This window comes from Bradyrhizobium sp. HKCCYLS3013 (assembly GCF_051167615.1).
Lineage (GTDB): Bacteria > Pseudomonadota > Alphaproteobacteria > Rhizobiales > Xanthobacteraceae > Bradyrhizobium.
This window is the reverse complement of record NZ_JBNPTK010000001.1, coordinates 537,284-562,504: the sequence shown is the minus strand read 5'-3', so window position 1 is coordinate 562,504 and position 25,221 is coordinate 537,284. Positions and strand designations below refer to the sequence as shown.

Annotated in this window: 25 protein-coding genes and 1 tRNA gene; 14 read left to right on the top strand and 12 right to left on the bottom strand. The window is 63.8% G+C overall.

Going from position 1 to position 25,221, the window contains the following annotated elements; translation table 11 throughout:
• Window positions 1–91: 91 nt before the first annotated feature.
• Genes atpD through ACQR1F_RS02535 form a run of 9 tightly spaced genes read left to right on the top strand, consistent with a single transcriptional unit; the run spans window position 92 to window position 6,577 of the window.
• The gene (gene atpD / locus ACQR1F_RS02575; protein ID WP_434907370.1) at window positions 92–1,519 is read left to right on the top strand and encodes a F0F1 ATP synthase subunit beta; all 1,428 of its coding nucleotides are present in this window, start codon (window positions 92–94) and stop codon (window positions 1,517–1,519) included.
• Entirely contained in the window at window positions 1,516–1,938 is a 423-nt protein-coding gene (locus tag ACQR1F_RS02570) for a F0F1 ATP synthase subunit epsilon (RefSeq protein WP_316179884.1), read from the top strand. Before atpD ends, ACQR1F_RS02570 begins: the two co-directional genes overlap by 4 nt.
• The gene (locus ACQR1F_RS02565; RefSeq protein ID WP_315803805.1) at window positions 1,938–2,234 is read left to right on the top strand and encodes an AtpZ/AtpI family protein; all 297 of its coding nucleotides are present in this window, start codon (window positions 1,938–1,940) and stop codon (window positions 2,232–2,234) included. Before ACQR1F_RS02570 ends, ACQR1F_RS02565 begins: the two co-directional genes overlap by 1 nt.
• Entirely contained in the window at window positions 2,231–2,521 is a 291-nt protein-coding gene (locus ACQR1F_RS02560) for an N-ATPase subunit AtpR (protein WP_434912492.1), read from the top strand. The genes ACQR1F_RS02565 and ACQR1F_RS02560 overlap by 4 nt, the downstream gene beginning before the upstream one ends.
• Entirely contained in the window at window positions 2,521–3,207 is a 687-nt protein-coding gene (locus ACQR1F_RS02555) for a F0F1 ATP synthase subunit A (protein WP_434912561.1), read from the top strand. The genes ACQR1F_RS02560 and ACQR1F_RS02555 overlap by 1 nt, the downstream gene beginning before the upstream one ends.
• Window positions 3,204–3,449, top strand: coding sequence for a F0F1 ATP synthase subunit C (locus ACQR1F_RS02550; RefSeq protein ID WP_315803755.1), 246 nt, complete (start codon window positions 3,204–3,206; stop codon window positions 3,447–3,449). The genes ACQR1F_RS02555 and ACQR1F_RS02550 overlap by 4 nt, the downstream gene beginning before the upstream one ends.
• 6 nt (window positions 3,450–3,455) lie before the next feature.
• Window positions 3,456–4,193, top strand: a complete 738-nt coding sequence (locus ACQR1F_RS02545; RefSeq protein ID WP_434848131.1) for a F0F1 ATP synthase subunit B family protein — start codon at window positions 3,456–3,458, stop codon at window positions 4,191–4,193.
• Window positions 4,190–5,722 carry a F0F1 ATP synthase subunit alpha gene (locus tag ACQR1F_RS02540; protein ID WP_434848130.1) on the top strand — a complete coding sequence of 511 codons (1,533 nt, stop codon included), beginning with the start codon at window positions 4,190–4,192 and terminating at the stop codon, window positions 5,720–5,722. Before ACQR1F_RS02545 ends, ACQR1F_RS02540 begins: the two co-directional genes overlap by 4 nt.
• A gap of 3 nt (window positions 5,723–5,725) precedes the next feature.
• Entirely contained in the window at window positions 5,726–6,577 is an 852-nt protein-coding gene (locus tag ACQR1F_RS02535; protein WP_434848129.1) for a F0F1 ATP synthase subunit gamma, read from the top strand.
• A gap of 159 nt (window positions 6,578–6,736) precedes the next feature.
• On the opposite strand, the gene ACQR1F_RS02530 is transcribed toward ACQR1F_RS02535, so the two are convergent.
• The 4 genes from ACQR1F_RS02530 to ACQR1F_RS02515 all read right to left on the bottom strand — a co-directional run bounded on the left by ACQR1F_RS02530 (window position 6,737) and on the right by ACQR1F_RS02515 (window position 11,071).
• Window positions 6,737–7,744: an FAD:protein FMN transferase gene (locus tag ACQR1F_RS02530; protein ID WP_434912491.1), complete on the bottom strand. Its 1,008-nt coding sequence runs from the start codon at window positions 7,742–7,744 to the stop codon at window positions 6,737–6,739.
• Window positions 7,725–9,929 carry a PepSY domain-containing protein gene (locus ACQR1F_RS02525; RefSeq protein WP_434912490.1) on the bottom strand — a complete coding sequence of 735 codons (2,205 nt, stop codon included), beginning with the start codon at window positions 9,927–9,929 and terminating at the stop codon, window positions 7,725–7,727. Before ACQR1F_RS02525 ends, ACQR1F_RS02530 begins: the two co-directional genes overlap by 20 nt.
• A gap of 16 nt (window positions 9,930–9,945) precedes the next feature.
• Window positions 9,946–10,416 (bottom strand): DUF2271 domain-containing protein, encoded by a 471-nt coding sequence (locus ACQR1F_RS02520; protein ID WP_434912489.1) that lies wholly within the window; start codon window positions 10,414–10,416, stop codon window positions 9,946–9,948.
• A gap of 238 nt (window positions 10,417–10,654) precedes the next feature.
• Window positions 10,655–11,071 (bottom strand): PepSY domain-containing protein, encoded by a 417-nt coding sequence (locus ACQR1F_RS02515; RefSeq protein ID WP_434912488.1) that lies wholly within the window; start codon window positions 11,069–11,071, stop codon window positions 10,655–10,657.
• A 156-nt stretch (window positions 11,072–11,227) separates the two neighbouring features.
• On the opposite strand from ACQR1F_RS02515, the gene ACQR1F_RS02510 reads away from it, so the two are divergent.
• A complete protein-coding gene (locus tag ACQR1F_RS02510; protein WP_316179877.1) occupies window positions 11,228–11,890 on the top strand; it encodes a response regulator transcription factor in 663 nt (220 codons plus the stop codon).
• Window positions 11,887–13,212 carry an ATP-binding protein gene (locus ACQR1F_RS02505; RefSeq protein WP_434872659.1) on the top strand — a complete coding sequence of 442 codons (1,326 nt, stop codon included), beginning with the start codon at window positions 11,887–11,889 and terminating at the stop codon, window positions 13,210–13,212. Before ACQR1F_RS02510 ends, ACQR1F_RS02505 begins: the two co-directional genes overlap by 4 nt.
• A 158-nt stretch (window positions 13,213–13,370) precedes the next feature.
• Here ACQR1F_RS02505 and ACQR1F_RS02500 read toward each other — a convergent pair whose 3' ends face one another.
• The 8 genes from ACQR1F_RS02500 to ACQR1F_RS02465 form a co-directional block, all read right to left on the bottom strand.
• Window positions 13,371–13,649: a glycosyltransferase gene (locus ACQR1F_RS02500; RefSeq protein WP_434912560.1), complete on the bottom strand. Its 279-nt coding sequence runs from the start codon at window positions 13,647–13,649 to the stop codon at window positions 13,371–13,373.
• 238 nt (window positions 13,650–13,887) lie between these two features.
• Window positions 13,888–13,963: transfer RNA gene (locus tag ACQR1F_RS02495), tRNA-Lys, on the bottom strand.
• Between the two features lie 165 nt (window positions 13,964–14,128).
• Window positions 14,129–14,728, bottom strand: a complete 600-nt coding sequence (locus ACQR1F_RS02490) for a Spy/CpxP family protein refolding chaperone (RefSeq protein WP_316217029.1) — start codon at window positions 14,726–14,728, stop codon at window positions 14,129–14,131.
• A gap of 149 nt (window positions 14,729–14,877) precedes the next feature.
• Window positions 14,878–16,203 (bottom strand): TRAP transporter large permease, encoded by a 1,326-nt coding sequence (locus ACQR1F_RS02485; RefSeq protein WP_434912487.1) that lies wholly within the window; start codon window positions 16,201–16,203, stop codon window positions 14,878–14,880.
• The gene (locus ACQR1F_RS02480) at window positions 16,200–16,766 is read right to left on the bottom strand and encodes a TRAP transporter small permease (protein ID WP_434912486.1); all 567 of its coding nucleotides are present in this window, start codon (window positions 16,764–16,766) and stop codon (window positions 16,200–16,202) included. Before ACQR1F_RS02480 ends, ACQR1F_RS02485 begins: the two co-directional genes overlap by 4 nt.
• Window positions 16,767–16,887: 121 nt before the next feature.
• Complete coding sequence (locus ACQR1F_RS02475; RefSeq protein WP_315736952.1) at window positions 16,888–17,904, bottom strand: TRAP transporter substrate-binding protein; 1,017 nt, start codon at window positions 17,902–17,904, stop codon at window positions 16,888–16,890.
• 289 nt (window positions 17,905–18,193) lie between these two features.
• On the bottom strand, window positions 18,194–19,768 hold the full coding sequence (locus ACQR1F_RS02470) for a 2-isopropylmalate synthase (protein WP_315803768.1): 1,575 nt from the start codon (window positions 19,766–19,768) through the stop codon (window positions 18,194–18,196).
• 127 nt (window positions 19,769–19,895) lie between these two features.
• On the bottom strand, window positions 19,896–20,033 hold the full coding sequence (locus ACQR1F_RS02465) for a hypothetical protein (RefSeq protein ID WP_434848124.1): 138 nt from the start codon (window positions 20,031–20,033) through the stop codon (window positions 19,896–19,898).
• An 884-nt stretch (window positions 20,034–20,917) separates the two neighbouring features.
• On the opposite strand from ACQR1F_RS02465, the gene ACQR1F_RS02460 reads away from it, so the two are divergent.
• From ACQR1F_RS02460 to ACQR1F_RS02450, 3 genes are all read left to right on the top strand, one after another.
• Window positions 20,918–21,652 (top strand): alpha/beta fold hydrolase, encoded by a 735-nt coding sequence (locus ACQR1F_RS02460; protein ID WP_434894367.1) that lies wholly within the window; start codon window positions 20,918–20,920, stop codon window positions 21,650–21,652.
• A gap of 259 nt (window positions 21,653–21,911) precedes the next feature.
• Window positions 21,912–23,471: a serine hydrolase domain-containing protein gene (locus ACQR1F_RS02455; RefSeq protein ID WP_315803772.1), complete on the top strand. Its 1,560-nt coding sequence runs from the start codon at window positions 21,912–21,914 to the stop codon at window positions 23,469–23,471.
• 235 nt (window positions 23,472–23,706) lie between these two features.
• Window positions 23,707–25,158 carry a sensor histidine kinase gene (locus ACQR1F_RS02450; RefSeq protein WP_434912485.1) on the top strand — a complete coding sequence of 484 codons (1,452 nt, stop codon included), beginning with the start codon at window positions 23,707–23,709 and terminating at the stop codon, window positions 25,156–25,158.
• The last annotated feature ends 63 nt before the right edge of the window (window positions 25,159–25,221 follow it).

The following is a 25,221-nucleotide window of genomic DNA, read 5'->3' as shown; positions in this document are numbered from 1 at the left end:
GAAAGGGGGAGTCGCTCGTTGATTCTGATCAAGGCTGAGAGCCGTCAGCGCGGTAGCAACGTGCAAGACTGACATTTTCCGACGGATCACCATGGCGCTTTCTATACAATCAGAAGGCCGGGTACTCGCGGTCCGCGGCGCCGTGGTTGACGTGGAGTTCCCCGCCGCCGAGCTCCCCAAGCTAGGCGACGCGCTTCTGGTGGATTGGGACCTGCCCGAAATCCTGATCGTTGAGGTTCAGGCCCACCTGGACGAGACGACGGTGCGCGGCGTCGCCTTACAGGCAACTGCCGGTCTGAAACGGGGTGCGCGGGTGCAATCGACAGGTGGACCGATCAGCGTTCCCGTCGGCGACGCAGTGCTCGGGCGCCTGCTCGACGTGACCGGGCGCACGCGGGACAACGGCCCCGCATTGCCCGACGATCTGGCGCGCGCGCCGATTCACAATTCCGCACCGCCACTCGGCGAACGGAGCCCGGCCACGGCGATCTTCGAAACGGGCATCAAGGTCATCGATCTTCTGGCGCCGCTTCCGCAGGGTGGTAAAGCCGCAATGTTTGGCGGCGCCGGCGTCGGCAAGACCGTGGTGGTGATGGAATTGATCCACGCCATGGTTCAGAGTTACCAGGGCATTTCCGTGTTTGCCGGGATCGGCGAGCGCTCCCGCGAGGGGCATGAGCTGCTGTTGGAAATGCGCCGATCCGGGGTGCTCGATCGCAGCGTGCTGGTTTACGGCCAGATGAATGAGCCGCCGGGTGCCCGCTGGCGTGTCGGGCTGACGGCGCTGACGATCGCCGAATACTTCCGCGACACGAAGCGTCAGAACGTTCTGCTTCTCATGGACAACGTGTTCCGGTTCGTGCAGGCCGGGAGCGAGGTGTCCGGCCTGCTCGGGCGCTTGCCGTCGCGCGTCGGTTATCAGCCGACCCTTGCCACGGAAGTCGCCGCGTTGCACGAACGCATCGCCTCGGTTTCGGGCGTCTCGGTGACCGCCATCGAAGCGGTCTACGTTCCGGCCGACGACTTCACCGATCCGGCGGTGACCGCGATCTCAAGTCATCTCGACAGCATGATCGTGCTGTCGAGAACGATGGCCGCCGAGGGCATGTATCCCGCAGTCGATCCCTTGAACTCGTCCTCCATCCTGCTTGATCCGACTGTGGTTGGCGACGAGCACTATCGGATCGCCGAAGAGGTGCGCGAGACGATTGCACACTATCGAGAACTTCAGGACATCATCTCGCTGCTCGGAATCGAAGAGCTCAGCGCTCAGGACCGGCTGGCTGTTGCACGTGCCCGACGCCTGCAGCGTTTTCTCACTCAACCGTTTTCCGTGACCGAGGCGTTTACGGGTGTGCCTGGCCGCTCGGTTCCCCTGGCAGAGACGCTCAAGGGCTGTCAGGCGATCCTTGGCGGTGACTGCGATCAGTGGACAGAGAGCTCGTTCTATATGATCGGCGGCATCGACGACGCGAGGGCCAGGCAGCCTCAGGAAAAGTCCGAGGAGCCGGCGAGATGAGGCTCCTGATCACCACACCGACTGCAATCGTGATCGACGAAGCAAACGTTTCGAGCGTTCGCGCCGAGGACGACAGCGGCAGCTTTGGAATTCTCGCAGGTCATGCCGACCTTCTTACTGCTCTGAACATCTCGGTGGTCAGTTGGCAAGGCGCCGACAGGCGCCTACGCTACTGTGCGGTGCGGCGGGGCGTGCTTTCCGTGACCGGCGGCGCCGAGATCGCCATCGCCACACGCGAGGCGATTGCCGGCGACGATCTCGATCGCCTTGAAGTGATCGTGCTCGATGAATTTCGCAAACGAAGCGAAACCGAGCGCGCGTCCCGAACGGAGAATCTCCAACTGCAGATGAAGGCCATCCGACAGATCGTCCACTACCTGCGTCCCGACAAGCGGAGTTTGATGGAGGGCGGCTCGTGATGGTCGGTTCGAAGCCGAACGGCGATCCCACTCCTGATGGATTGACCAAGGCGGTCCGCGACCGACGCGCGCGATGGGAGTCTTGGCGTAGCGATGGCGACTCATCGGTGGTGCGATTTGTCGGCCAGATCGGCGTGCTCGGCTGGATCATCGTCGCACCTACGCTGATTGGCCTGTTCGTCGGCCGCTGGATCGACCGTTGGCTCGGGACAGGCATCTTCTGGAGCGCGCCGCTCCTTTTGCTCGGGGTGGCGGCCGGCTGCTGGTCGGCCTGGCGATGGATGCATCAGCAATGAGCCATGCCGTCATGCACGACTATCTCTTCATTGCTGAGGCAGCTGGCTGGATTGGTGCTGGTGGCCTGCTGGGGCTGCTGCATTTCGCCTCCTTGCGATGGAACGTAGGCTTCCTCATCGGTGGCCAGCCATTCTCTTCGCTCGGACTGCAATTGCTTCGTTTCGCTGCGACAGGTGGAGCCATGGTGCTCGTCACCAAATCGTTTGGAGCGATGCCCCTCCTTGCCGGGACCCTCGGCCTCCTGACCGCGCGAAACGGACTTCTTCGGCCGGAGACGCGACGATGATCGGTTCACCCCTGACCGCAAAGGTCGTGTTCACGATTGAGCCAGTCGCAGTCACCGAGCCCGTCGTCGTGACCTGGGGGCTCATGGCCATCCTCGGCGTGGGTGGCTGGCTCGCCACGCGCTCGCTCTCGCTGCGGCCCACCGCTGCCCAGGCGATCGTCGAGACGGTTGTCGACGTCATCGAAAATCAAGTCCACGAGACCATGCGCGTGGCGCCGGCGCCATATGTCCCGATGATCGGTACGCTCTTTCTCTTCATTCTGGCGGCAAATTGGTGCTCGCTGATCCCCGGTGTCGAGCCGCCAACTGCGCATATTGAAACAGATGCGGCGCTGGGGCTCATCGTGTTCGTCGCCATCTTCTACTTCGGTGTTCGGGCACGGGGGCTGGTCGGATATCTCAAGACCTTCGCCGAGCCCACCTTCATCATGGTTCCCCTGAACATCGTCGAAACGTTCACGCGAACGTTTTCGCTGATCGTGCGCCTGTTCGGAAACGTGATGAGCGGTGTTTTTGTCGTCGGCATTGTTCTGTCCCTTGCCGGTCTACTCGTGCCTATTCCGCTCATGGCGCTCGATCTCCTGACCGGCGCGGTTCAGGCATACATTTTCACCGTTCTCGCCATGGTATTCATCGGCAGCGCGTTGAACGAGGGACGCGCTCCCACGAAAGGGAAGTCATCATGAACTGGATCGAGATTGTCAGCATCTTTGCAGCGGCCATGGCGGTCTCTTTTGGAGCGATTGGGCCGGCACTTGGCGAAGGTCGCGCGGTCGCCGCAGCAATGGATGCCATCGCCCGGCAGCCCGAGGCGGCGGGGACGATCTCGCGCACCCTCTTCGTCGGTCTTGCCATGATCGAAACCATGGCAATCTACTGTCTCGTCATCGCGCTGCTCGTGTTGTTCGCCAACCCCTTCATCCATTAGGCCGATATGCATATCGACTGGTGGACGTTGGCGCTCCAGACCGTCAATGTCCTCATCCTCATCTGGATCCTGGGCCGGTTCTTCTTTCGTCCGGTCGCCGATCTTGTAGCGAAACGGCGAGAAGAGGCGGCTAAGCTCCTTGCGGACGCCGACGCGGCTCGAAAGGAGGCCGGGGACCTTCGCGCCGAAGCAACGACACTCCGCGCCGGGATCGACGCGCAGCGCGATCGCTTGCTCGCACAGGCCCGCAAGGACGCGGAGGCCGAGAAAGCGTCCGCGCTCGCCCAACTGTCGAGCGAGCTCGATCAGCACCGAAAGGATGCGGCAGTCGCGATCGAAAAAGAGCGCATCGCCATGCAGCACGCTGTGCTCGATCGAGCGAGCGAGCTCTCGGTGCGGATTGCACGCCGACTACTAGAACGGCTTCCAGCAAGCGCTGCATTCTCCGCTTTTCTCGATGGTCTTGGTGCTGAACTGGGCCGGCTGACGGTGGACTCGCGCAATCGCCTTGCGGGATCGGATCCGGCTCACCCGCTCGACGTCGTCGCAGCGGCGAAACTGGATGACGAGCAGGCGGCCAGCTTGCGGGAGACGATCCACGCAGCGTTCGGCAGTGAGCCACCGATACGTCTCTCGTGCGATTCCAGGCTCATCGCTGGTTTCGAAATCAGAGGCCGGAATATCGTCGTGCGCAACAACTGGCAGGCCGACCTCGAGATCATTCGAAGAGAGCTGGACCGATGACGGCCATCGCCCCTCTCGACAGCTGGCTACGGGAAGCCGAGGCGCGCGTTGATGCTGCGACGCTTGCACCGGTAACCGAGCAGATTGGCTGCGTGGAATCCGTTGCCGATGGGATCGCATTGGTGTCAGGCCTGCCCGATGTGCGTCTTGATGAGCTCGTACGCTTCGAGCACGGACAGGTCGGCTACGCCACCACGCTCGACCGCGATCTGCTCGGATGCGTCCTGCTCGACGACCCCGCAGGCCTCAAGGCGGGCCATCAGGTGCACGGCAGCGGCGAAGTGGTCCGCGTCCCCGTCGGACCTTCTCTGCTCGGCCGGACGATCGACCCGCTGGGGCGTCCTCTGGACGGCGGAGCACCGATCGAGTCGGGCGCATATGAGCCGATCGAACGGCCGGCACCGTCGATCATCGATCGCGACCTTGTCAGCGAGCCCCTGCAGACCGGAATTCTTGTGCTGGATTCGATGTTCGCGCTCGGCCGCGGCCAGCGCGAGCTCATTATCGGCGATCGCGCAATCGGCAAGACGGCAATAGCGATCGACTGCATCATCAATCAGAAGTTCAGCGACATCGTTTGTGTCTACGTCGCTATCGGTCAGAAGTCGTCGACCGTGAAGCGGGCGATACAGGCGATACAGGCACACGGCGCTCCCGAGCGATGCATTTTCGTCGTTGCCGGCGCTTCCGCTTCGCCCGGCCTGCAATGGATCGCCCCTTTCGCCGCTTTCACCATCGCCGAATACTTCCGCGACCGTGGCCAGCATGCGCTGGTGGCCATCGACGATCTGACGAAACATGCGGCCACCCATCGGGAAATCGCCTTGCTGACGCGCCAACCGCCCGGTCGCGAGGCCTACCCCGGCGACGTCTTCTATGTTCATGCCAGGCTGCTGGAGCGGGCGGCAAAGCTTTCCAAGGCGGCCGGGGGAGGTTCGCTGACCGCGCTGCCCATCGCTGAACTCGATGGCGGGAATCTCAGCGCCTACATTCCGACCAACCTGATATCGATTACCGACGGCCAGATCGTTCTCGATGCGCGTCTTTTCCACGAAGGTCACAAGCCGGCCGTCGATGTCGGCACAAGCGTCAGCCGAGTGGGTGGAAAGACTCAGGCTCCAGCCTTGCGCGAAGCCGCGCACGCTCTGCGCCTCGACTACGCGCAATTTCTGGAACTGGAAATGTTCACGCGCTTTGGCGGAGTGACCGACACCCAAGTCAAGGACAAGATCGCTCGCGGGCGACACATCCGGAGCATCCTGGCCCAGCCACAATATTCGCCGGTTCGTTTGGCGGACGAGGTCGCGCTCGTCACGGCGCTGCAGACCGGCATTCTTGACCGCGTGGCGTTGGACGACATCGCAAGGTTTCGCACCGAACTCTCGTCCTGGATCGACAAGGAGGCAAAGGAGGCCGTGGCGGCCATCGAGCGGACAGGCGAACTCGATGACCCGCAGAGAGCAGCCATGACAGCGGCGCTCACGGGGCTTGCCGCCAAGTGTGCCCGACCGCGCGCCGATCGGATCTGAATGATGGTGGAACGGCTCGCTGAGATCTCGGCCCAAATCCAGAACGTCCGTCAACTGGAGGCCGTGGTCACTGCCTTGCGCGGCATCGCCGCGTCGCGCGCGCAGCGAGCACGCTCCCTCCTTGACGGCATCGATTCCTACAGCGCTGTCGTTTCCCGGGCCATCGGACAGGCCCTGACGCTGCTGCCGGCAGATTTTCGACATCTGCCGGAAAGAAGAAGAGCGACAACCGGCGTGATCCTCTTTTGCGCGGAACAGGGCTTCGCCGGCGCATTCAGCGAACGTGTTTTGAACGCTGCAGGGGGCGATCTCGCAAACGCAACGACATTCCTGATTGGAACGCGTGGCCTTGTCATCGCCCGCGAGCGTGGGTTGAACCCGTCCTGGTCGACTCCGATGGCCAGCCACGTGGATGCTGTTCCTTCACTTGCGAACAACATCGCCGACGCCTTGTACGCGCAGATCGCAAGCGGTACGCCATCAACCGTTCAAATGATCGTGCCGCGATCAATCTCCGGCGTCGGCGTCCAGATTGAACGCTACTCGCTGCTTCCACTTGATCTTGCGCGCTTTGCCAGTGACTCCGAGACTCTGCCGCCGTTGACAACACTCGAGCCGCGGGAATTGCTCGAACGACTCACGGCCGAGTATGTCTATGCCCGGCTTTGCGAGGCAGCCATGCATTCCTATGAAGCCGAAAACCAGGCACGCATGATGACGATGACGGCAGCCCGGCACAACATCGGGACCCGCCTCGTCACGCTTGGACAGCGTGAGCAGCAGCTCCGGCAGGAAGAGATAACAAATGAGATCGTCGAGCTCGCCGCCGGAGCCGAGGCCCTGGCGGATCGCTGAAATGAACGACGCATTTTGAAAGGGACAACTGGCCCCGCGATCAAACGGCCCCCTTTGGCATCGTGGAGATGGCGGCCGGCCTGAGCTCTCGCCCGCAATGGCCACCATGCGCACCGGGAGATCCTTGTGGCGGGACATCGGCGCCACCGTCCGGCCGTTTCAGAAAGCCGGCACTCGTTCGTGCCGGCTCATTTCCTGCCGCGCGCCCCGAGGCTCATGGAACAAGGGACCGACAGGAATCTCTGAGAACGTCTCGTTTTGCCGCTGGATCAGCAGCGCATCGAGGCCTTGCTTCAGCGCCAGGGCCTTGCCTCGCTCCGGACCGAGAACCATGAGCGCAGTGGCCCAAGCATCGGCATCCATGCAGCTGGCGGCAACGACTGAAACCGACGCAATTCCATTGTCTACCGGGCCGCCGCGCGATCGGTCCATCGCGTGAGAGAGGCGCTTTCGCCCGATATCGACCCAGCGCCGATAGTCGCCCGAGGTCGCGACCGCCGCATCACGCAATTCGATCACGCCGAGCGGACCGCGTAGTTCATAGTCAGGCGCTTCCACCGCTACTCGCCACGAGGATTCGTCTGCCTTGGCGCCTCGCGCTTTCAACTCTCCATCGAGACCGAGCAGCGCATTGGAGACGCCGAAGCACTCGACCACGCGCATCATCTCGTCCACGGCGAAACCCTTGGCGATACCCGAAAGATCGAGGGCGAAGTGGCTGTGCTTGCGCGCCCTTCGTTCCGGCACATCCAGTTCAAGAACAGTGTGGGTTGGTGGCAGCCGCTCGCGAAGAGCCGCGCGAAGCGCTTGCGCATCTGTCGCCGAACAGGGAGGTCCGAAACCCCAGGCATTGACGAGAGTTCCGAGCCCGACGTCAAAGGCTCCGTCCGAGGCGCGTCCGATTGCAACTCCCCGCTCCAAGACCCGCATGAGTTCAATCGGCAAGGATTCCCAGGTGCCCGGCGACGCTGCATTGAAACGCATCAGGTCGCTGTCCGGCTTCCATGTGGACATCTGATGGTCGACGCAATCGACGGCGTGAGCCAATGCGGTTTCCAGCGCGGCAAGATTGGTCGACGGCGGTGCATAGAGCAGCGCCGACCAGCGCGTTCCCATGGTGGCGCCGCTCAATACATGACGGTGCAGGTCAGTAGACATCTTCAACATACCTCCCTTGGGCTTTGAGTGCGACAGGCGTCAGACCCAGGGGCGCCAATACGTCCGCCACCGCCTGCATGACGTCCGCTGCCATGTCGCGCCCGCCACAGACCATGATCTGTGCTCCGTTGGTGATGAGCGCGCGCAGGCGATCCGCGTCACCGCGCAGGCGATCCTGCACATAGCCGCCGCCCTTCACGCGCGAGAAGGCAGTGGTGAGGCTCGTCAATCGTTTCTCACCGAGCCAGCCATCGATTTCGCGCTCATAGAGAAAGTCAGAGGCTGGATCGCGCCCGCCGAAATACAGATGCATCGGCTGGCACCCGCCGTTGGCACGAACAAATCCTGCCAGCGGACCTATGCCGGTGCCAGCGCCGATCAGGATCACCGGCTTTCGTCCATGTGCCGGACGGAAAGCGGGATTTGCCTTCACGAAGGCCTCGACCTTGTCGCCCGGCTGAAGGCCGTGAAGCAGACCAGAGCAAAGTCCGCCCGGATGCTTGCGGACGCAGATCTCGACGAAGCCATCACGGGTCGAACTTGCCAACGAATAGTAGCGCGGCAAGTTGCAGTCCGGCGGCAGAACCGCGATCAGGTCGCCTGCGGCGAAGCGCGGCCAGCCATGCCCCATGAGGCGCGCGAACATGCCACGTCCTGGCAGCGCGAAGCGCAGCACGCAGGTGGGCGCCTGCACCTCCGCGCCGTAATCGATGCGTTCGATGAGCGTTAGCATATGAGTCCGCGGCCGCTCCGGCACATGGATCAGCACAAGGTCCTCACCCATGACATCCGACAGGGCCTTGCCCCACCGCGCAAACTCTTGCGCAGACTGGCGGTCGATCGTGTCCAGCGGCATCAACGATCGCGAGCCTTTACGCGCCAGGGCCGCCTCGACGTCGCGGGCGAATTGACAGAATTGCGGGAATTGCCGATCACCGAAGCCGAGGACTGCGACCGGAAAAGGCGGTGGCGCGGTGATCGCGTCGAGGCGTTTGAGGAATGCGCCGGCTGTCGCCGGCGCTGCGCCGTCGCCATAGGTTGCCGTCAGCACGAACATGCGCTGGGTCGACGGATAGGATCGCAACAAGCTGTCCATTGGAGCGACGTGAACCCTGTGCCCGTTGGACGTCAGCGCGGCATGCAGCGTGCAGGCGAAGCCCCATGTGCTGCCGCTTTCACTGCCGACCAGGATCACGGTGTCGGCATCTTTGGCAGGAACGTTGTCGCTGATGGGAGCGTGAGCGTGCTTCCTGCTCGACCACACCACGGCTCCGCTCAACCCGAGCACCGGCACACCGAGGGCACTGACGCCGAGCAGCAACCCAAGCCACCAGAGCCCTTGCCCGGTATGTAGCATGTAGATGAATTCGTAGATCTGCCGGGCGACCGAATTGTCCTGCCAGCCCAGCATCTCTCCGCTGGCCGGGTCGACGTAGCCCTCGCCTGCAGCGGTGACCAGATGGAAGAGATCGTTCGGATTCGCGGCGTTGGGAAACGTCAATTCACGCAGTTGAGAAAGATCGATGCCACGCAAAGCCTCGATTTGCTCGACCGGAAGAGCCGGGCCGCTGCTTGTCACGCTCGGGAATGCGGACAGCTGCGCCGTGCCGTCCGGGATCAGTCCGAACGTCGTGAGCGACAGATAAAGCGCCGTCATCGCCGACAGCACGAGCCCGACGGCCGCCAGCCGACCGAGATCGGTATGCAGGCGTTGCATGCCGCCGCCACGGGAGCGGCCGAGAACATGCCGCCACCCTCCCATGCGCCGGGCCGTCATCTGCAGACCGGACAGCGCCAGGACAAGCATGGCGAATGCGCTCGCGCCTGCGGCCATGCGTCCGCCATCGCTCAGAAAGAACGAGCGGTGCAGGTTTGTCATCCAGCGCTCGAACGGGGAGCGCACGTAGTCCGAAACCGGCTCGCCGCTGGAAGGGTCCACCACGCTCGCGGCCGGGCCGGCTGGTCCGGAGTAGAAGGCGATGATTTTGCCGGAGGTCAGTCGCTTGATCTGCTCGACGCCAGGATATCTGTGGGCGATCCGGCCGGCGAGGTCGGCGACGCTCATGCTGTCTGGCGATATCGCCCCAGCTCTTTCCCAAGCCGGGATCACCGACAGCACGGCGCCGCTTAGGACAAGCACCATCAGCGGCAGGACGACGGCAAGGGCCAGGCCCCTGTGAATCAAGCGCAGCATCACACCTATCCCAAGGCTACTTGTCGTAAGTGAACGAGCGGATGTAGCTGCGCCCTGCCAACGGCCGGCCCGCGCCCGCGGATGTCAGCGGAACCACCACCTCGGACGGGCTGTCGCGCATGTCCTCGGCGGCGGCGTCGATATGCAGCTTGTAGCCCGCATCGAAGAGCGCATCCGCAAGATCGAGCGTGATCTTCAGCGTACGGCCGGCTCCGACGCTTGCGCCGGTGATGCCGTTGATATCTGCAAGGTTTCCACGAGAACTGCGCTCCCAGCCGCTGAGATGGCCGTAATATTTGGACTTGGAGCCAGCCATCCACAGCGTGCCTTTGTAAGCTCCGGTCGCGTCGGTGACGTAAAGCGCCAAATACGCGCCGTTCCCGCCGTAGTTATTAAGCGTCGTGGTCAACGTGACAGGTCGCGCCATGGCCAGCCCGGGGGCGGTCAGCGCGGTGGTCACGGCAAGGGCGGCAATCATCGATTTCATTTTTGTCTCCGACAGTGGCGCTTCTATCGCGCCCTAACTGAATGGCGCGGCTGACGTGCTCCTGAAGGTCGATCCGATTCTGCTTCAGGTCGCCGTCAGGTTGGCGCTCTCCCCAAAAGAAAACGCCCCGCACGAGGCGGGGCGCGCTTGAACGCGATGTCGCGTTCACTCGATTCAGGCGACGTCCGTCGGTCAGGCCGGCCTTTTGCGTCCCAGGATGCTCGCGGCTTCCGGACCCTTATTGAACCTGGACCTTGGGAGCCGCGCCGCCCTGAATAAGTCCGTTGGTGGGCGGCGCCGTAGGCGCGGCTGCTCGTCCTGGTCCCGACTGATCGCCTCGCCGCTCTCGGTCACCTTGATCATGATCCTTGTCGTGCTCTCCGCGCTTTTGCTTCACGCGGATCACAGCCAGAGATGCAGGATCAATCTTTGCCTCGATGGCGCGACCGGCTTCGTCCTGTCCCCTGATCTCATAGCATCCATCGTCGATCTTGATTCTGCGCACGGTCCAGCCGCGCGCCTTCGCCATCTGCTCGACCGCTTCGCGCGGCTGCCACTGCGCCATGGGCACGTTGCAATCGTCATCATCGGCCAGCGCCATGCCGGGGGTCAGCGCCCCCAGCAGAATGGCGGCAATCAACACTGTCCTGTTCACGTTCTCTTGCTCCCGCTTCAAGGCTCCTGCCCGTCTTCTTCTTGAGCCGGTTTCCTGACGTTGGCCTGAAGACGCCGCGACTTTTGCTTCAGGTCAACGTCAGGATCTCCTCTATGATTATCGCTTACAGGTCGACGGGCTGGGCGGAATGACCCGATGCGGATATTGCTGATCGAAGACGACACGATTCTGGGGGCGGCAGTACGCGACCAGATTGTGTCGGATGGCCATTCCGTGGACTGGGTGACCCGCCTGGATGCGGCAAGGGAATATCTTGACACCGCGGCCTATGACCTCTTGCTCCTGGATCTGATGCTGCCGGACGGCCGCGGTATCGGACTGCTGCGGGATCGACGCGCCAAGGGCGACGTGACGCCGGTCATCATCCTGACGGCGCTCGATCAATTGTCCGACCGGATCGAAGGGCTCAACGCCGGCGCAGACGATTACATGATCAAGCCCTTCGATCTTTCGGAGCTTACGGCGCGGCTGAATGCCGTCGCTCGCCGCTATGCCGGCAATCCGAACCCACTGATCCGAATTGGCGATCTTCAGATCGATCTGGCCGCTCGGTCGATTACGCGTGCAGGAAAGAACATCGCCCTGACAGCGCGGGAATGGGTGCTGCTCGAGACTTTCTTGCAGCGTCCGCGACAGGTTTTGTCCAAATCGCTGCTCGAGGAACGGCTCTATTCCTTCGGCGAAGAGATCGAGAGCAACACCATCGAGGTACATGTCAGCCGGCTTCGCAAGAAGCTCGGACACGCCGTCATTGAGACCGTGCGAGGTCTCGGCTATCGGCTGGGAATCGCCTCATGAAAGGCCCGCGTAGTCTGCAGTGGCAGATCTCGCTGTGGCTCGGGCTTGGCGTCGCGCTCCTTTGGATTGTTGCAGCCGTCGTGACCGGCCAAAGGCTTCGTCACGAAATGAACGAGGTATTCGATAGCGCGCTTGAGGAGACGGCTCAGCGGATTCTTCCGCTTGCGGTGCTCGAGATCCTCGGCCGTGAGGCAGACGGCACGTCTCAGCGTATCGCCACGCTCAGGCAGCACGACGAGTACTTCACCTATGTGGTCCGCGACGACCGCGGCACCGTCCTGCTGCGCTCGCACGGCGCCGATGACGCGATCTTTCCTCCTTTCTCCAGAATGGGGTTTGTCGACACCCCAACCCATCGAATCTACTTCGACACTGCAGTGCGAGGCACGATGACGATCGCGGTGGCGGAGCTGCTGACACATCGTCGCGAGGTCGCGAACCAGGCGCTCCTCGGGCTTGCCTGGCCGCTGGGATTGCTCATTCCCCTCAGTCTTCTCGCCGTATGGGGCGTCGTGCGCGTTTCGATGACCCCGGTCAGGCGCCTGCGAGGCGACATTGAAGCGCGCGGCACCGGCGACCTGTCTCCGGTTCCAGCCGCGGGACTGCCCTCCGAGATCGGGCCGATCGCCGACGCCGTGAACGGCCTGCTGGAGAAGCTTCGGCGCGCCCTGGAAGCCGAGCGAAGTTTCACGGCCAATTCCGCGCACGAACTACGTACGCCGGTGGCTGCCGCGCTCGCGCAGACGCAACGGCTCATCGCCGAGACCCGGGACACCGCAGCCCGAACCCGGGCCCAGCAGATCGAGGTGGCGCTGCGGCGGCTTTCGCAACTGTCTGAAAAGTTGATGCAACTCGCGAAGGCGGAGGGTGGACGGCTTCAGGGCAAGGAGACGACTGACATCGCATCGGTGCTGAAACTGGTCATCGGGGAGATGATGCGCGATCCGGCTGCGGCCGGTCGACTCGCTGTCAACATTCCTGCGACGCCGGTTCTCTTCGATATTGATACGGATGCCTTTGCCATTCTAGCGCGCAATCTCATTGAGAACGGCCTCAAGCACGGAGCGTCCCACGCGCCAGTCGTTGTAACTCTTTCCAACACTGGCGTGCTGACCGTTACAAATGAGGGAACAGCCGTTCCGCCGGAGTTGCTGGAACGCTTGTCTCGCCCGTTCGAGCGCGGCAGCACCGATGCTGACGGCTCGGGGTTGGGCCTCGCCATCGCAAAAGCCATCGCCTCCGGAGTTGGTGCCGAGCTCGTCCTGACGTCGCCTTTGCCTGGAGCGCAGGGCGGCTTCCAGGCGAGGTTTTCCGCGCAGTGAGTTCATCGGCGGCCAGTCGATGATTTTTCGAGAAATTGGGAGCAGATTGGGACGTGGCAATTGCGGCCAATTAGCAGGCCGGGGGGCGAATCATGCGCGCGTGGCGACCAGCTCTTCGAGAAGCGCTACGGTAGCCGCTAGGCTTCGGCTCGGCGGCGTCATCTGATTGGCCACCTCGCGCGCCCGAGTGGGCATCCCGGCTCCAGAACGGTCCGCAGTTCATGGCGAAGGGTCGCTTGCGTCGTTGCCGAAAAACGACGCGAGGTGCCGATACCCAGGCGTCTGATCCGTGTCGCCCATACCGGCTGGTCGGCGCCGATCCAGAGGACAAGAGTTGGGACGCCGGAGCGAACGCTCGCGGCCGTGGTGCCGGAGCCGCCATGGTGAACGATGGCCCGGCAGCGCGGCAGGACAGCGGCGTGATCGGTCGCAGGCACGATCACGCCCGGGGACCCGACCGCAATCCACGATCTGACAGACGCCGAGCTGCGTGTCGCGGGCCGCCACTGCTCAAGTCGACAGCTACCGACCTATCCAGAACGGACCCGCAAACAGTTGATCTCAGGGTCGAAGAAGCGGCGGCAGGAGCAAACAGAAGCAGCTGGCGTGTCGGAATAGCCGCTGACCCGCTTGTCGGAATGGCTTTGCAGATTGGCCATACATCTTCGGAAGGCTTGGTGGGCGCACTAGGGCTCGAACCTAGGACCCGCTGATTAAGAGTCAGCTGCTCTACCAACTGAGCTATGCGCCCGGATCTTGCATCCGGAGAAAGCCTTCCGCGAGAGCCGGTCGTTTAGCAAAGCGATTCCGGGATGTCCAGCGATCCATGACGATTTTTCGTCACTTTCGATGCAGAAAAACCGCCGGCGGGCGGCGGTTTTCCCCAAGTGAAATCAGAAGGATCGTTAACCGGCGCTCAGAGCCGTCCGGACTCGCGTTCCTCCTCGGACCAGCCCATGTGGCCCATCGGTCCCGGGCCGAAGCGATGCCCGCCGAAGCGCGGACCGTCCTCCATGCCGCCCTCGCCGCGCTCCATCCAGCGGTGATGGCGCGGACCGTCCGTTCCCATCATGCGCCCCATCGGCCGGGTGAGCATCGACAGCCGGCGCTTCTGGCCGTCGTCGAGCGTCTTGTAGAGCGGGTCGGCAGCGTCGGCGACCTTCTTCATCGCATCCGCGGTGACCGCCATCGTATCGGCACGCTCGCGCAGCCGCGCCACGGGATCGATGTCCTTGTCCTGGGCTGCGTCGGTCATCCGCGCATTGGCGCGGTCGAACCGCAGCTTGGCGAGATCGCGCACCGCGCTCTCGACCGGCGGCCACAATTTCTCCTGGTCCGCCGTCAGCTTCAGGCCGGCATGGACGGAAGCGATGCGCGCATCCAGCATGGCGGCGCGATCTTCCGGATTCATGCGCGCATGATGCATGTGATCATGAAACCAGCCGCGCTGGGCGTAGACCGCGGTCGAGCCGGCGATGGCGAGCACGGCGACAGCGGCGATGGTGAACCTTCTCATGCCAACCTCCTTGGAAAGTCGGATCAGCATGAGCCCGCCGTTCCGCACCTTCAACTTACAGTTTGGACAGAGTGTACGACCTTACGAAGATGTAATTGCTTCAAATACCTTTCTGTTTTTGCAATTCGGTGTCATTTCATTTCTGCGCCTCAAAGCATCCCCAGCATGCGCGGCAACCACAGCGAGATTTCCGGCACGTAGGTGACGAGCGCGAGGAAGCCCAGCATCGTCAGCAGCCAGGGCATGACGGCGATGGTCAGCTCGGTGATGCCCATCTTGGCGATGCCGGAGGCGACGTAGAGGTTGAGCCCGACGGGCGGGTGGCACATGCCGACCTCCATGTTGACCACCATCAGGATGCCCAGATGCACCGGATGGATGCCGAGCTTGACCGCCACCGGGAACAGGATCGGCGCCATGATCAGGACGATCGAGGTCGCCTCCATCACGTTGCCGGCGAGCAGCAGGAGGATGTTGACGACCAGGAGGAACACGATCCAGTTGACGCCGGCCGCCGCCATCCAGTTGGCGATCTGTTGCGGGATGTTCTCATTGGCCATCAGGAACGAGAACAGCACGGCGTTGGTGATGATGTAGAGGATCATCGCGCTCATGTTGGCCGAGCCGAGCAGGACCTTCGGCACGTCCTTCAGCGACATGTCGCGATAGACGAACACCGCGATGACGAAGGCATAGACGGCGCTGACGGCCGCGGCCTCGGTCGGCGTGAACTTGCCGGTGTAGATGCCGCCGAGCACGATCACGATCAGCAGCAGGCCCCAGACGCACTTGCGGAAGGCCGTGAAGCGCTCGGCCCAACTTGCCCGTGGCATCCGGGGGTAGTCGTTCTTCCAGGCCCGGTAGAAGGTCGTGAAGCCGAGCAGGCTCGCCAGCATCATCCCAGGGATGACGCCGGCGATGAACAGCTGGCCGACCGAGGCCGAGGAGACGCGATGACCGGCCGGATCGAGCGCGATGCTGCCGCCGGTCGCCACCGCATAGACCACCATCACGATCGAAGGCGGGATCAGGATACCGAGCGCGCCTGACGTCGTGATGACGCCGGCGCCAAAGCGCTTGGGAAAGCCCTGCTTGACCATCGCCGGCAGCATGATCGAGCCGATCGCGATCACGGTCGCCGGCGACGAGCCGGACACCGCGGCGAACAGCGCGCACGCCATGACGCCGGCGAGCCCCAGGCCGCCATACCAGTGCCCGACCATCGAGGTCGCGAAGTTGATCATTCGTCGCGCGACGCCGCCATGGGTCAGGAAATTGCCGGCGAGGATGAAGAACGGGATCGCCATGATCTCGAAATTGTCGATGCCCGTGAACAGCTTCAGCGCGACGGATTCGGTCGGCACGTTCGTCATGAAGAACACGAACGAGAGCACGGTGAGGCCGAGCGCGATCGAGATCGGCATGCCCGTCAGCATCAGGAAGATGAGCAGGCTGAAAATGAGGAGGCTGCTCATCGCGTCGCCTCCGTGGCCGGCGCATCGACGCCTTCGACATAGGCGTGATCATGATGCGGCAGTTCGTCATGGCGGAAATAGTGCCAGGCAACCTGCAGGAAGCGGAAGCACATCAGATAGGAGCCGAGCGGGATGCAGAGATAGACCAGCCAGCTCGGCAGCTCCATGTCCGGCGTCACCTGGTCGGTCTGCGACAGGCCATAGACGAACTTGGCGCCCATGGTACCGATGATGGAGGTGAACAGCGCTCCACAGAGCAGGCCGAACAGCACCGTCACCTTGCGCAGCGACGGCCGCATCATGTTCACCACGACGTCCACGCCGACATGGATGCCGGTGCGCACGCCATAGGCGGCGCCGAACTTCGCCATCCACACGAACATGTAGATGCAGAGCTCCTGCGCCCAGGACAGGTCGATCGGAAACAGGATGGGATAGAGGAAGGGCACGCCGACCAGATAGCGGTGCAGCACGGCCACGAAGATGATCGAGGTCGCCGCCGCGATCAGGAATGCGATCAGGATCTCCTCGAGCCGATCGAGGATGCGCAACAGAAAGCCCAAGTCCCCTCCCCCACAATCAAACGTCCGCGGCGCTTGGCTGCGCCGTCTGCCTTCTTGCGCGCCGAGTGCTTCGCCCCCTCGATGCGCGGACCATGGCCCGCGCACCGCTCGCCTTACGCCGTCAGTTGGTCGTGCCGCGCGTCTCCTTCAGGAACTCGTCGATCAGCGGCTGACCGACGCGCCCCGCGACGTCCTTGTACACCGGCATCATCGCCTTGCGCATCGCCTCGTCCTGGGCCGGCGTCAGTTTGACGAGCTCGGTCTTGCCGGACTTGCGGATCTCCTCGAGCGCGTCGTCGTTCTCCTTCGCCGACTGGTTGTTGCCGTAGGCGGTCGCTTCCTTCATCGCCTTCTCGCAGGCGGCGCGGATATCCGGCGGCAGGCCGTCCCAGAACTTCTTGTTCACGACCACGACGTAGCCGATGTAGCCATGATTGGTCAGCGTGATGTACTTCTGCACCTCGTGCATCTTCTGGGTATAGATGTTCGAGGGCGTATTCTCCTGGCCGTCGACGACGCCGGTCTGCAGCGCCTGGTAGACTTCCGAGAACGCCATTACCTGCGGGATCGCGCCGAGCGTGCGGAACTGCGCATCCAGCACCTTCGAGGACTGGATGCGGAACTTCAGGCCCTTGTAGTCGGCGGGATCGACGAGCTTCTTGTTGGCGCTCATCTGCTTGAAGCCGTTGTCCCAGTAGGCCAGCCCGATCATTCCCTTGGGCTCGAGCAGCTTCAGCAGCCTGGCGCCGAGCGGGCCGTCCGTGACCTTCCGCAGGGTGGCGAGGTCGGGCAGGATGTAGGGCAGATCGAACACCTCGAATTCCTTGATGCCGATCGGGCCGAACTTGGAATTCGACGGCGCCAGCATCTGCACCGCGCCGAGCTGCAGCGCCTCGAGCTCTTCCTTGTCCTTGTAGAGCTGCGAGTTCGGGTAGACTTCGACCTTGACCTTGCCGTCGGTGTACTTCTCGGCCAGCTCCTTGAACTTGTCGGCGGCGAGGCCCTTCGGGGTGTTCGAGGCCACCACATGGCTGAACTTGATCACGATCGGATTGTCGGCGGCCAGGGCCGGGCCGGCCAGCGCGAGCACCGCGAGCGAGGCGGCGGTGGCGATCACATGGCGAAACTTGAAGTGCAAGGTGTCCTCCCGACGTTTCGGGGGACATTGCAATGATGCCCCCGCTTTGTATGCCAGGGACATTGTTAGCGGGTCGCCGGCCGGAATGCCATTGACCGTTAGCCGCAGAGCCGGGGATTCCCGTGCTGCAACGCACCATCTTCGCGTCGTCCGGGGCGGCGCGAAGCGCCGAACCTCAGATGCGCAATTGCGCATCGGGGAACCTCGATATGGCCAGAGCAGGATGCAAACCAAGCTCCGGAGTCCGGGTTCAGCCGCTCTCGCGGCTGCCCCGGAATGACGTTGTCGATCAGCCCGCTGCCGCCGTCGCGCCCTGCCCCTGCGCCACGTCACGCTGGCGCTTCATGACCAGCTTGTTGAGCGCCCCCAGATAGGCCTTGGCCGAGGCCACCAGCGTATCCGGATCCGCCGCGCGCGCGGTCATCGAGCGGCCGTCCTGCGACAGCCGCACCGAGACCTCGGCCTGCGCGTCGGTGCCCTCGGTCACGGCATGGACCTGGTACAAGTCCAGCTTGGCCTCGTGCGGCACCAGCGACTTGATGCAGTTGAACACGGCATCGACCGGCCCGTTGCCTTCGCTCTCCTCGATCTTGGTCACGCCGTCGACGTCGAGCTTCATGGTGGCGCGCTGCGGACCGCGGGTGCCGGCGATGACCGACAGCGACAACAGCTTGATGCGGTCATGGGCGCTCACCATGCCCTCGTCGATCAGCGCCTCGATGTCCTCGTCGTAGATCTGCTTCTTGCGGTCGGCCAGCGCCTTGAAGCGGACGAAGGCGTCCTCGACCTGATTGCTCGACAGCTTGTGGCCCATCTCCTCCAGCTTGTGGACGAAGGCGTGGCGGCCGGAATGCTTGCCCATCACCAGCGAGGTCTGCTTCACGCCGACCGTCTCCGGCAGCATGATCTCGTAGGTCTGCGCGTTCTTCAGCATGCCGTCCTGATGGATGCCGCTCTCATGCGCGAAGGCGTTGCGGCCGACGATGGCCTTGTTGTACTGCACCGGGAACGAGGTCGCGGCCGACACCACCTTCGAGGCGTGGGTCAGCTGCGTGGTGTCGATCTTGTTCCAGAACGGCAGCTTGTCGTTGCGCACGCGCATCGCCATCACGACCTCTTCCAGGGCCGCGTTGCCGGCGCGCTCGCCGATGCCGTTGATGGTGCATTCGATCTGGCGGGCGCCGGCGCGCACGCCGGCCATCGAGTTGGCGACCGCCATGCCCAGATCGTTGTGGCAGTGGACGGAGAACACCGCCTTGTCGGAGTTCGGCACCGTCTCGCGCACCCGCTTGAACAGGTCGTAATACTCCTCCGGCACGGCGTAGCCGACGGTGTCCGGAATGTTGATGGTGGTGGCGCCGGCCTTGATCGCGGCCTCGACGCAGCGGCACAGGAAGTCGAACTCGGTGCGGGTGCCGTCCTCGGATGACCACTCGACATCGTCGGTGTGGTTGCGCGCCCGCGTGACCGAGGAGATCACCAGCTCGAACACCTGCTGCGGGTCCATCTGCAGCTTGTACTTCATGTGCACCGGCGAGGTGGACAGGAAGGTGTGGATGCGGCCGCGCTTGGCCGGGCGGATCGCCTCGGCGCAGCGGTCGATGTCCTTGGCGCCGGCGCGCGACAGGCCGCAGATCACCGCGTTCTTCGAGCGCTTCGCGATCTCGTTGACGGCCTCGAAGTCGCCGTCGGAGGCGATCGGGAAGCCGGCCTCGATGATGTCGACACCCATGTCGTCCAGCATCGCCGCGATGTTGAGCTTCTCCTCGAACGTCATGGTGGCGCCGGGGCACTGCTCGCCGTCGCGCAGGGTGGTGTCGAAAATGACGACGCGGTCCTTGTCGGACTGAACGGGATTGGACATTGGCTTTCCTCGAATTTTGTCGGGTGGTGCGCTTGTCGGTCAGGATCTCTGAACATTGGGCGCTGAAGGGTGTTTCGGTGTCGAAGCAGCCCCCTGAGTGCCCAGGCGCATCCCGCCCAGCCGGCCCTCAGGGGCAGCTAAGAAGCAGAAGCTCGAGCGCGCCGGCAATCGAGCCAATCCGGCCGCGAGCAGGCAGCGGGGCGAGCGCGATCGACCGGGCGTCTGCCCCGGCGATGGCCTCGATCTCTGCGCTGCGAATCAGCATTGCCAAACCCTTTTGCGAAGACACGAAAATGGTGCGGCAAAACCATTGATGGTTCGTTGCCGGGGTGCCCTCGACGGTGCTTTTACCGGGAATGGGAGGCCGTCGCAACGCCGAATAAGGGTCAGGAGGGGTGACGTATTGGGGACTGCTGCCCACGCTGCTCCCCACATCAGCGGTGTCATCCCGAGCAAGGCCGCCAACGCGCCAGCGTTGGTGGCCGCTGACCCGCGATCCATACGCCGCGGAGGATCTGGCTGGGCGGGGATGGAGCGGCCATTGTGCCTCACAGGTCTCCCTGGGGTTATGGATCCCGGATCTGCGCGCGCGTGACCGCGCGCTTGTCCGGGATGACGGTGAAGGTGTGGTTGGCGGCGTCAACATCTGCATCAGCACGCACCTCATCATTCCCGCGACACCATCGTGCCCAGGCTGATCATCAGCATCGCCCCTCGCCAATCGAGGGTGCAGGGAAGGCCGGGCGTCTGCCGACACCCGCGGCCCCCGTGCGGAAAGAAGTGCACGGGGCAGGAACCACAGGATCGGCCAGGACATCCCGGCCTTCCCTGCGCAACGGCTTTACGGCTTACTTCGCGCTCTCCCTGGGGATCGGCGTTCTTGCCCCCATCGCCCGCGCGTGCCCATAAGCAACGACCGCGAACTTGACCTCAGCGACGAGAGGCCAGGACCACACGACTTCGCCGTCCGCAACGCGCCAGTCGTCCACCGGCGCCTCACGGCCATCGCTCCCCGCACTCCACGTATCGTGACGACGCGTACGCCCCTCTTCGATGAGGCGGGATGATGTAGAGAAGCATGTTTTCTGAAAAAAGGAAAGAGGCAATTTCGCCGAATACGAAGATTCGCGCATGTGCTAGGATCACATCATGAGCAACCGCCTCCTCCTCCATGGCGTCCCCGATACGCCCGCAATCTGGGGCCCGCTGATCGCGGCGCTCGGCGAGACCCTCGCCGTCCCCTCCCTGCCCGGCTTCTGCGGCGAAGCCCCGGCCGGGTTCACATGCACCAAGGACGCTTACGCCGGCTGGCTGGTCGCGCTGATGGACGCGCAGCATGCGGCGGTCGGGCCGCTCGACCTGGTCGGGCACGATTGGGGCGCGCTGCTGGTGCTGCGCGCGGCGTCGCTGCGGCCCGAGCTGGTGCGGAGCTGGGCTGTCGTCGGCGGCGTGCTCGATCCCGATTATCGCGGCCATCGCATTGCGCGGATCTGGAACACGCCCGTCCTCGGCGAGATCGTCATGGCGCTGTCGTCGCAGCGGATGATGGCGCGGATGTTTCGCCAGAGCGGACTGCCGGCCGAGCTCGCCGCGGGTGAAGCCGCGGCTTGGCAGGCGCCGGTGAAGCGCGCCATCCTCGCGCTGTATCGCTCGGCGAACGGGCTTTGCTTCGGCGGCGACTGGATCGAACGGCTGGCGCAGCTGCCGCGGCGCGGCCTCGTGATATCAGGCACGCAAGACCCTTACATGCCGCTCGACACACTCAGCCGCTTCGCACAGCACCACGGCGCATCCCTTCACGTCGAGCAGGACGCCGGCCATTGGAGCCTCGTCGAGCGGCCGCAGAGCATCGCGGCGGTGCTGCGGGAGCATTGGAGGGCATGAGCGCGAGACACTCCCGCGTGGCCGGCACCCGCGATTTCGTCCTCACCGATATCCCTACATTGCGCCCTGTCGCCCCACGACAGCCGGCATCGAGATTCTGACCGTGATGCACTCGGCTCAGAGATGGCCGGACGGGTTCTGACCCTGTCACCGGCAATACGCCGGTGCTGCCGCGCGCAATATGATTGTCACACAATCTTTGATGGATTGGGGTCTTCTGATACCGTATCATCGCTATGTTCAACAGAGGACGTTCGGCATGGTGCGTCTCAGGATTGACGTCTTGTTGGTCGCGGCGGCCTTGTTTGCTGGTCTCTTCGCCGACACGGCCTCGGCGGAGGACACCAGCCTCTCCCGCTTCCCCCAGCCCGGCTGGGCGACCGCCTCGCCCGAGGAAGAAGGCATGGACTCCGCGGCGCTGACGAAGCTCGTCGCCGCCGGCAAGACCATGAGGTTCGACAGCCTGCTGGTCACACGCCACGGCCGCGTCGTGCTCGATGCGTCCTACGCGCCCTACAAGGACGACGAGCTGCACATCATCAACTCCTCGACCAAGGCGGTCGTCGCCACGTTGATCGCGATGCTGCTCAAGGATGGCGTGCTCGACAGCCTCGACCATCCGGTGCTCGATTTCTTCAAGGATCGCAGGATCGACAATGTCGACGCGCGCAAGCAGGCGCTCACCGTGCAGCATCTGCTCAACATGACCTCCGGCCTGGACTGGGACGAGGGCTACAACGGCGGCGCCGAGACGTCGCTGTACGAGATGGGACGAAGCCCCGACTGGGTGCAGTATGTTCTCGACCGTCCGATGGCGCATGCGCCGGGCGAGACGTTCTACTACAACAGCGGCAACTCGCATCTGCTCTCCGCCATCGTCACCAAGCTCACCGGCAAGAGCGCGGAGGATTTTGCCCGGGAACGACTGTTCGCGCCGCTTGGCATCACCGAGCACGCCTGGTTCAAGGATTCCAAGGGGATTTCCGGCGGCGGATTCGGGCTCGCGCTGAAGCCGCGCGACATGGCGAAGATCGGCTACCTCTATCTGCGCCGTGGCCGCTGGGGCGAGCAGCAATTGCTGCCCCTCGACTGGATCGAAGCCGTCAACCACGCCACCGTCAGCATGAACGCGACGTTCGATCCGGGGCTCCGCTATGCCGATCAGTTCTGGGCCCTGCCGGAGCGGAACGTCTTCATGGCCGTCGGCTATCACTGCCAGGTCATCATGGTGCTGCCGGACCCTGACATCGTGGCCGTGATGACCGCGCGCAATTTCTGTCCGTTCCGCAAGCTTGCGAATGAGATCCTGGCCACGGTGAAATCGAATGAGGCCCTGCCCGCCGCTGATGGAGCCAAGGAGGCTCTGGCGGCCGCCATCAGCGAGGCCGGGACGGAGACGCGAGGCACGGTCGGCAGTGTCCCGGATATCGCGGCGACGATCTCGGGCAAGACCTACACATTTCCGCCCGGCCCGCTCGGCATCAACACAATCACCCTCAGCCTCACCGGACCCGAGCCGCAGGTCACCTGGGACATCCCGTCGCGAGACCGCAACGGGGGAACAGTTCATCTGCAGAGCCCGATCGGCCTCGACGGCCTCTATCGAGCGACTGCGCAACCTCACCCCTGGCAGCCCTACGTCTACCGCGCCATGAAGGGCAACTGGGTCGATCCGACGACCTTCGCGATCGACGTGCAGTTCATCGGCCAGGGCGAGGAGCGCAACTGGCGGCTCACCTTCGATGGCGACAAGGTGATGTTCAGAACCAAAGGCCGCTATGGCAAGGATCTGGCGATCGAAGGTCAGGCGGCGCCATGAGTCCCCGATCGGCTCCGCCAAACTCCTGATAGCAGCGGAGTCCAGATGCCTTGGTGCTGACGGACCGGCAGACCGGGCCGGAAACAGTTTGGAACAGTTCTAACAACCTTCCGCGTGCCGCAGGCCACGGCTGCGATCTCCCGTCGTTTTCGCGAGCAGCTCATCTCGTGTATGTCTGCCCTCCCGCCGCGGCTCGTCCTGCGTTGGGGGATCGTTTTTCGATTGCGGTGGCATAATGTTGGGATTGCTGGAGCGGCTGGGGCTGCGTTTCGAGGATGCCGTCGAGGAGCGGCGCTTCGTTGATCAATTTGTTCATGGCAATACCGCCTGGACGCAGATCGCGATGCTGCTCGGTGCGCTCACCTTTGCCGGCTACACCTTGTGGGACTTCGTGCTCTATCCCGAGATCGTGCCAACGACGCTCGCGATCCGCGGCGGCACCGCCGTGCTGGTGCTGCTGCCGCTGACGGCGCTGCTGTCGACGCCGGCGCGCCGATGGGCGGAGCCGATCCATCTGGTCTATTGCGTGATCCCCGGCTGCGTGCTGCCGACGATCTACTGGGTGCTGCCGTCGGGCTTCACCTACTCCGCGGCCGGCATGATCATCGTCATCCTGTTCGTGTCCACCATGCTGCCGCTGCGTACCGGCTCCTACGCGATCTTCTGCGCGACGAGCTGGAGCGCGCTGGCGGTCGCCGAGAGTCTCGCGACGGAGCCGCTGCCGCCGGGCCTGCGCTTCATCGATCATTCGCTGGTCGGCAATGCCTGCCTGCTCTCGCTCTATGCGGTCGGGGCGCGGGAGTACCAGGCGCGCAAGCAGTTCCGCACTGCCGAGGCACTGCAGCGGGAGAAGGAGCGCTCCGAGACCTCGCTGCGCGATCTGCATGCCACGCAGGCCCATCTCGTGCAGGCAGAGAAGCTGGCCTCGCTTGGCCAGCTCGTCGCCGGCGTCGGCCATGAGGTCAGCACGCCGCTTGGGCTGGCGCTGACCACGTCGACGGCGATGGAAGGCGACGTCCAGGCGATCACGCGCATGCTTGGCGGCGGCCCGGTGCGGCGCTCGGATCTGGCGCGGGGCGTCGCGCGGCTGCAGCAGGGTCTGCACCTGACGACGCAGAGCCTGCATCGTGCCTCCGAGATGGTCCACAGCTTCAAGCAGGTCGCCGTCGACCAGGCCAACGAGGCGCTGCAGACCTTCGAGTTGCAAAGCTGGATGACCGATCACGTCGCCAAGCTCCGCCCGCTGCTGGTGCGCCAGGGACTGACGGTCGTGCTGTCCTGCCCGGAGGGCATCGTGCTCACCAGCTATCCCGGCGCACTCGGGCAGGTCATCAGCATCCTCGCCTTCAATGCGGCGACGCATGCCTATCCTGGCGACAGCAGCGGCGTCTTCACCGTGGAGGTCGCACAGCCCAGCGATGAGTCGGTGCGCATCGTCTGCGCCGATCAGGGCGTCGGCATGCGCGACCAGGTGCGCGGCCGGGTCTTCGACCCGTTCTTCACCACGCGCCGCGAGAAGGGCAATGCCGGCCTCGGCCTGCACATCGCCTTCAACCTCGTGGCATCCACGCTCGGCGGCCGCATCGAGCTCGACAGCCGGCCGCAGCAGGGCACGCGCATCACGCTGGACATTCCGCTGATCGGGCCGGCCAAGCCGGCCGAGCTGGAACTCGCAGCGGCGCAATAGGCTCGGCCGCGCGCGCATCGACGACCGGTTCCAAGCGTTCAGAGTCCTCGGCACGCAGTCCCG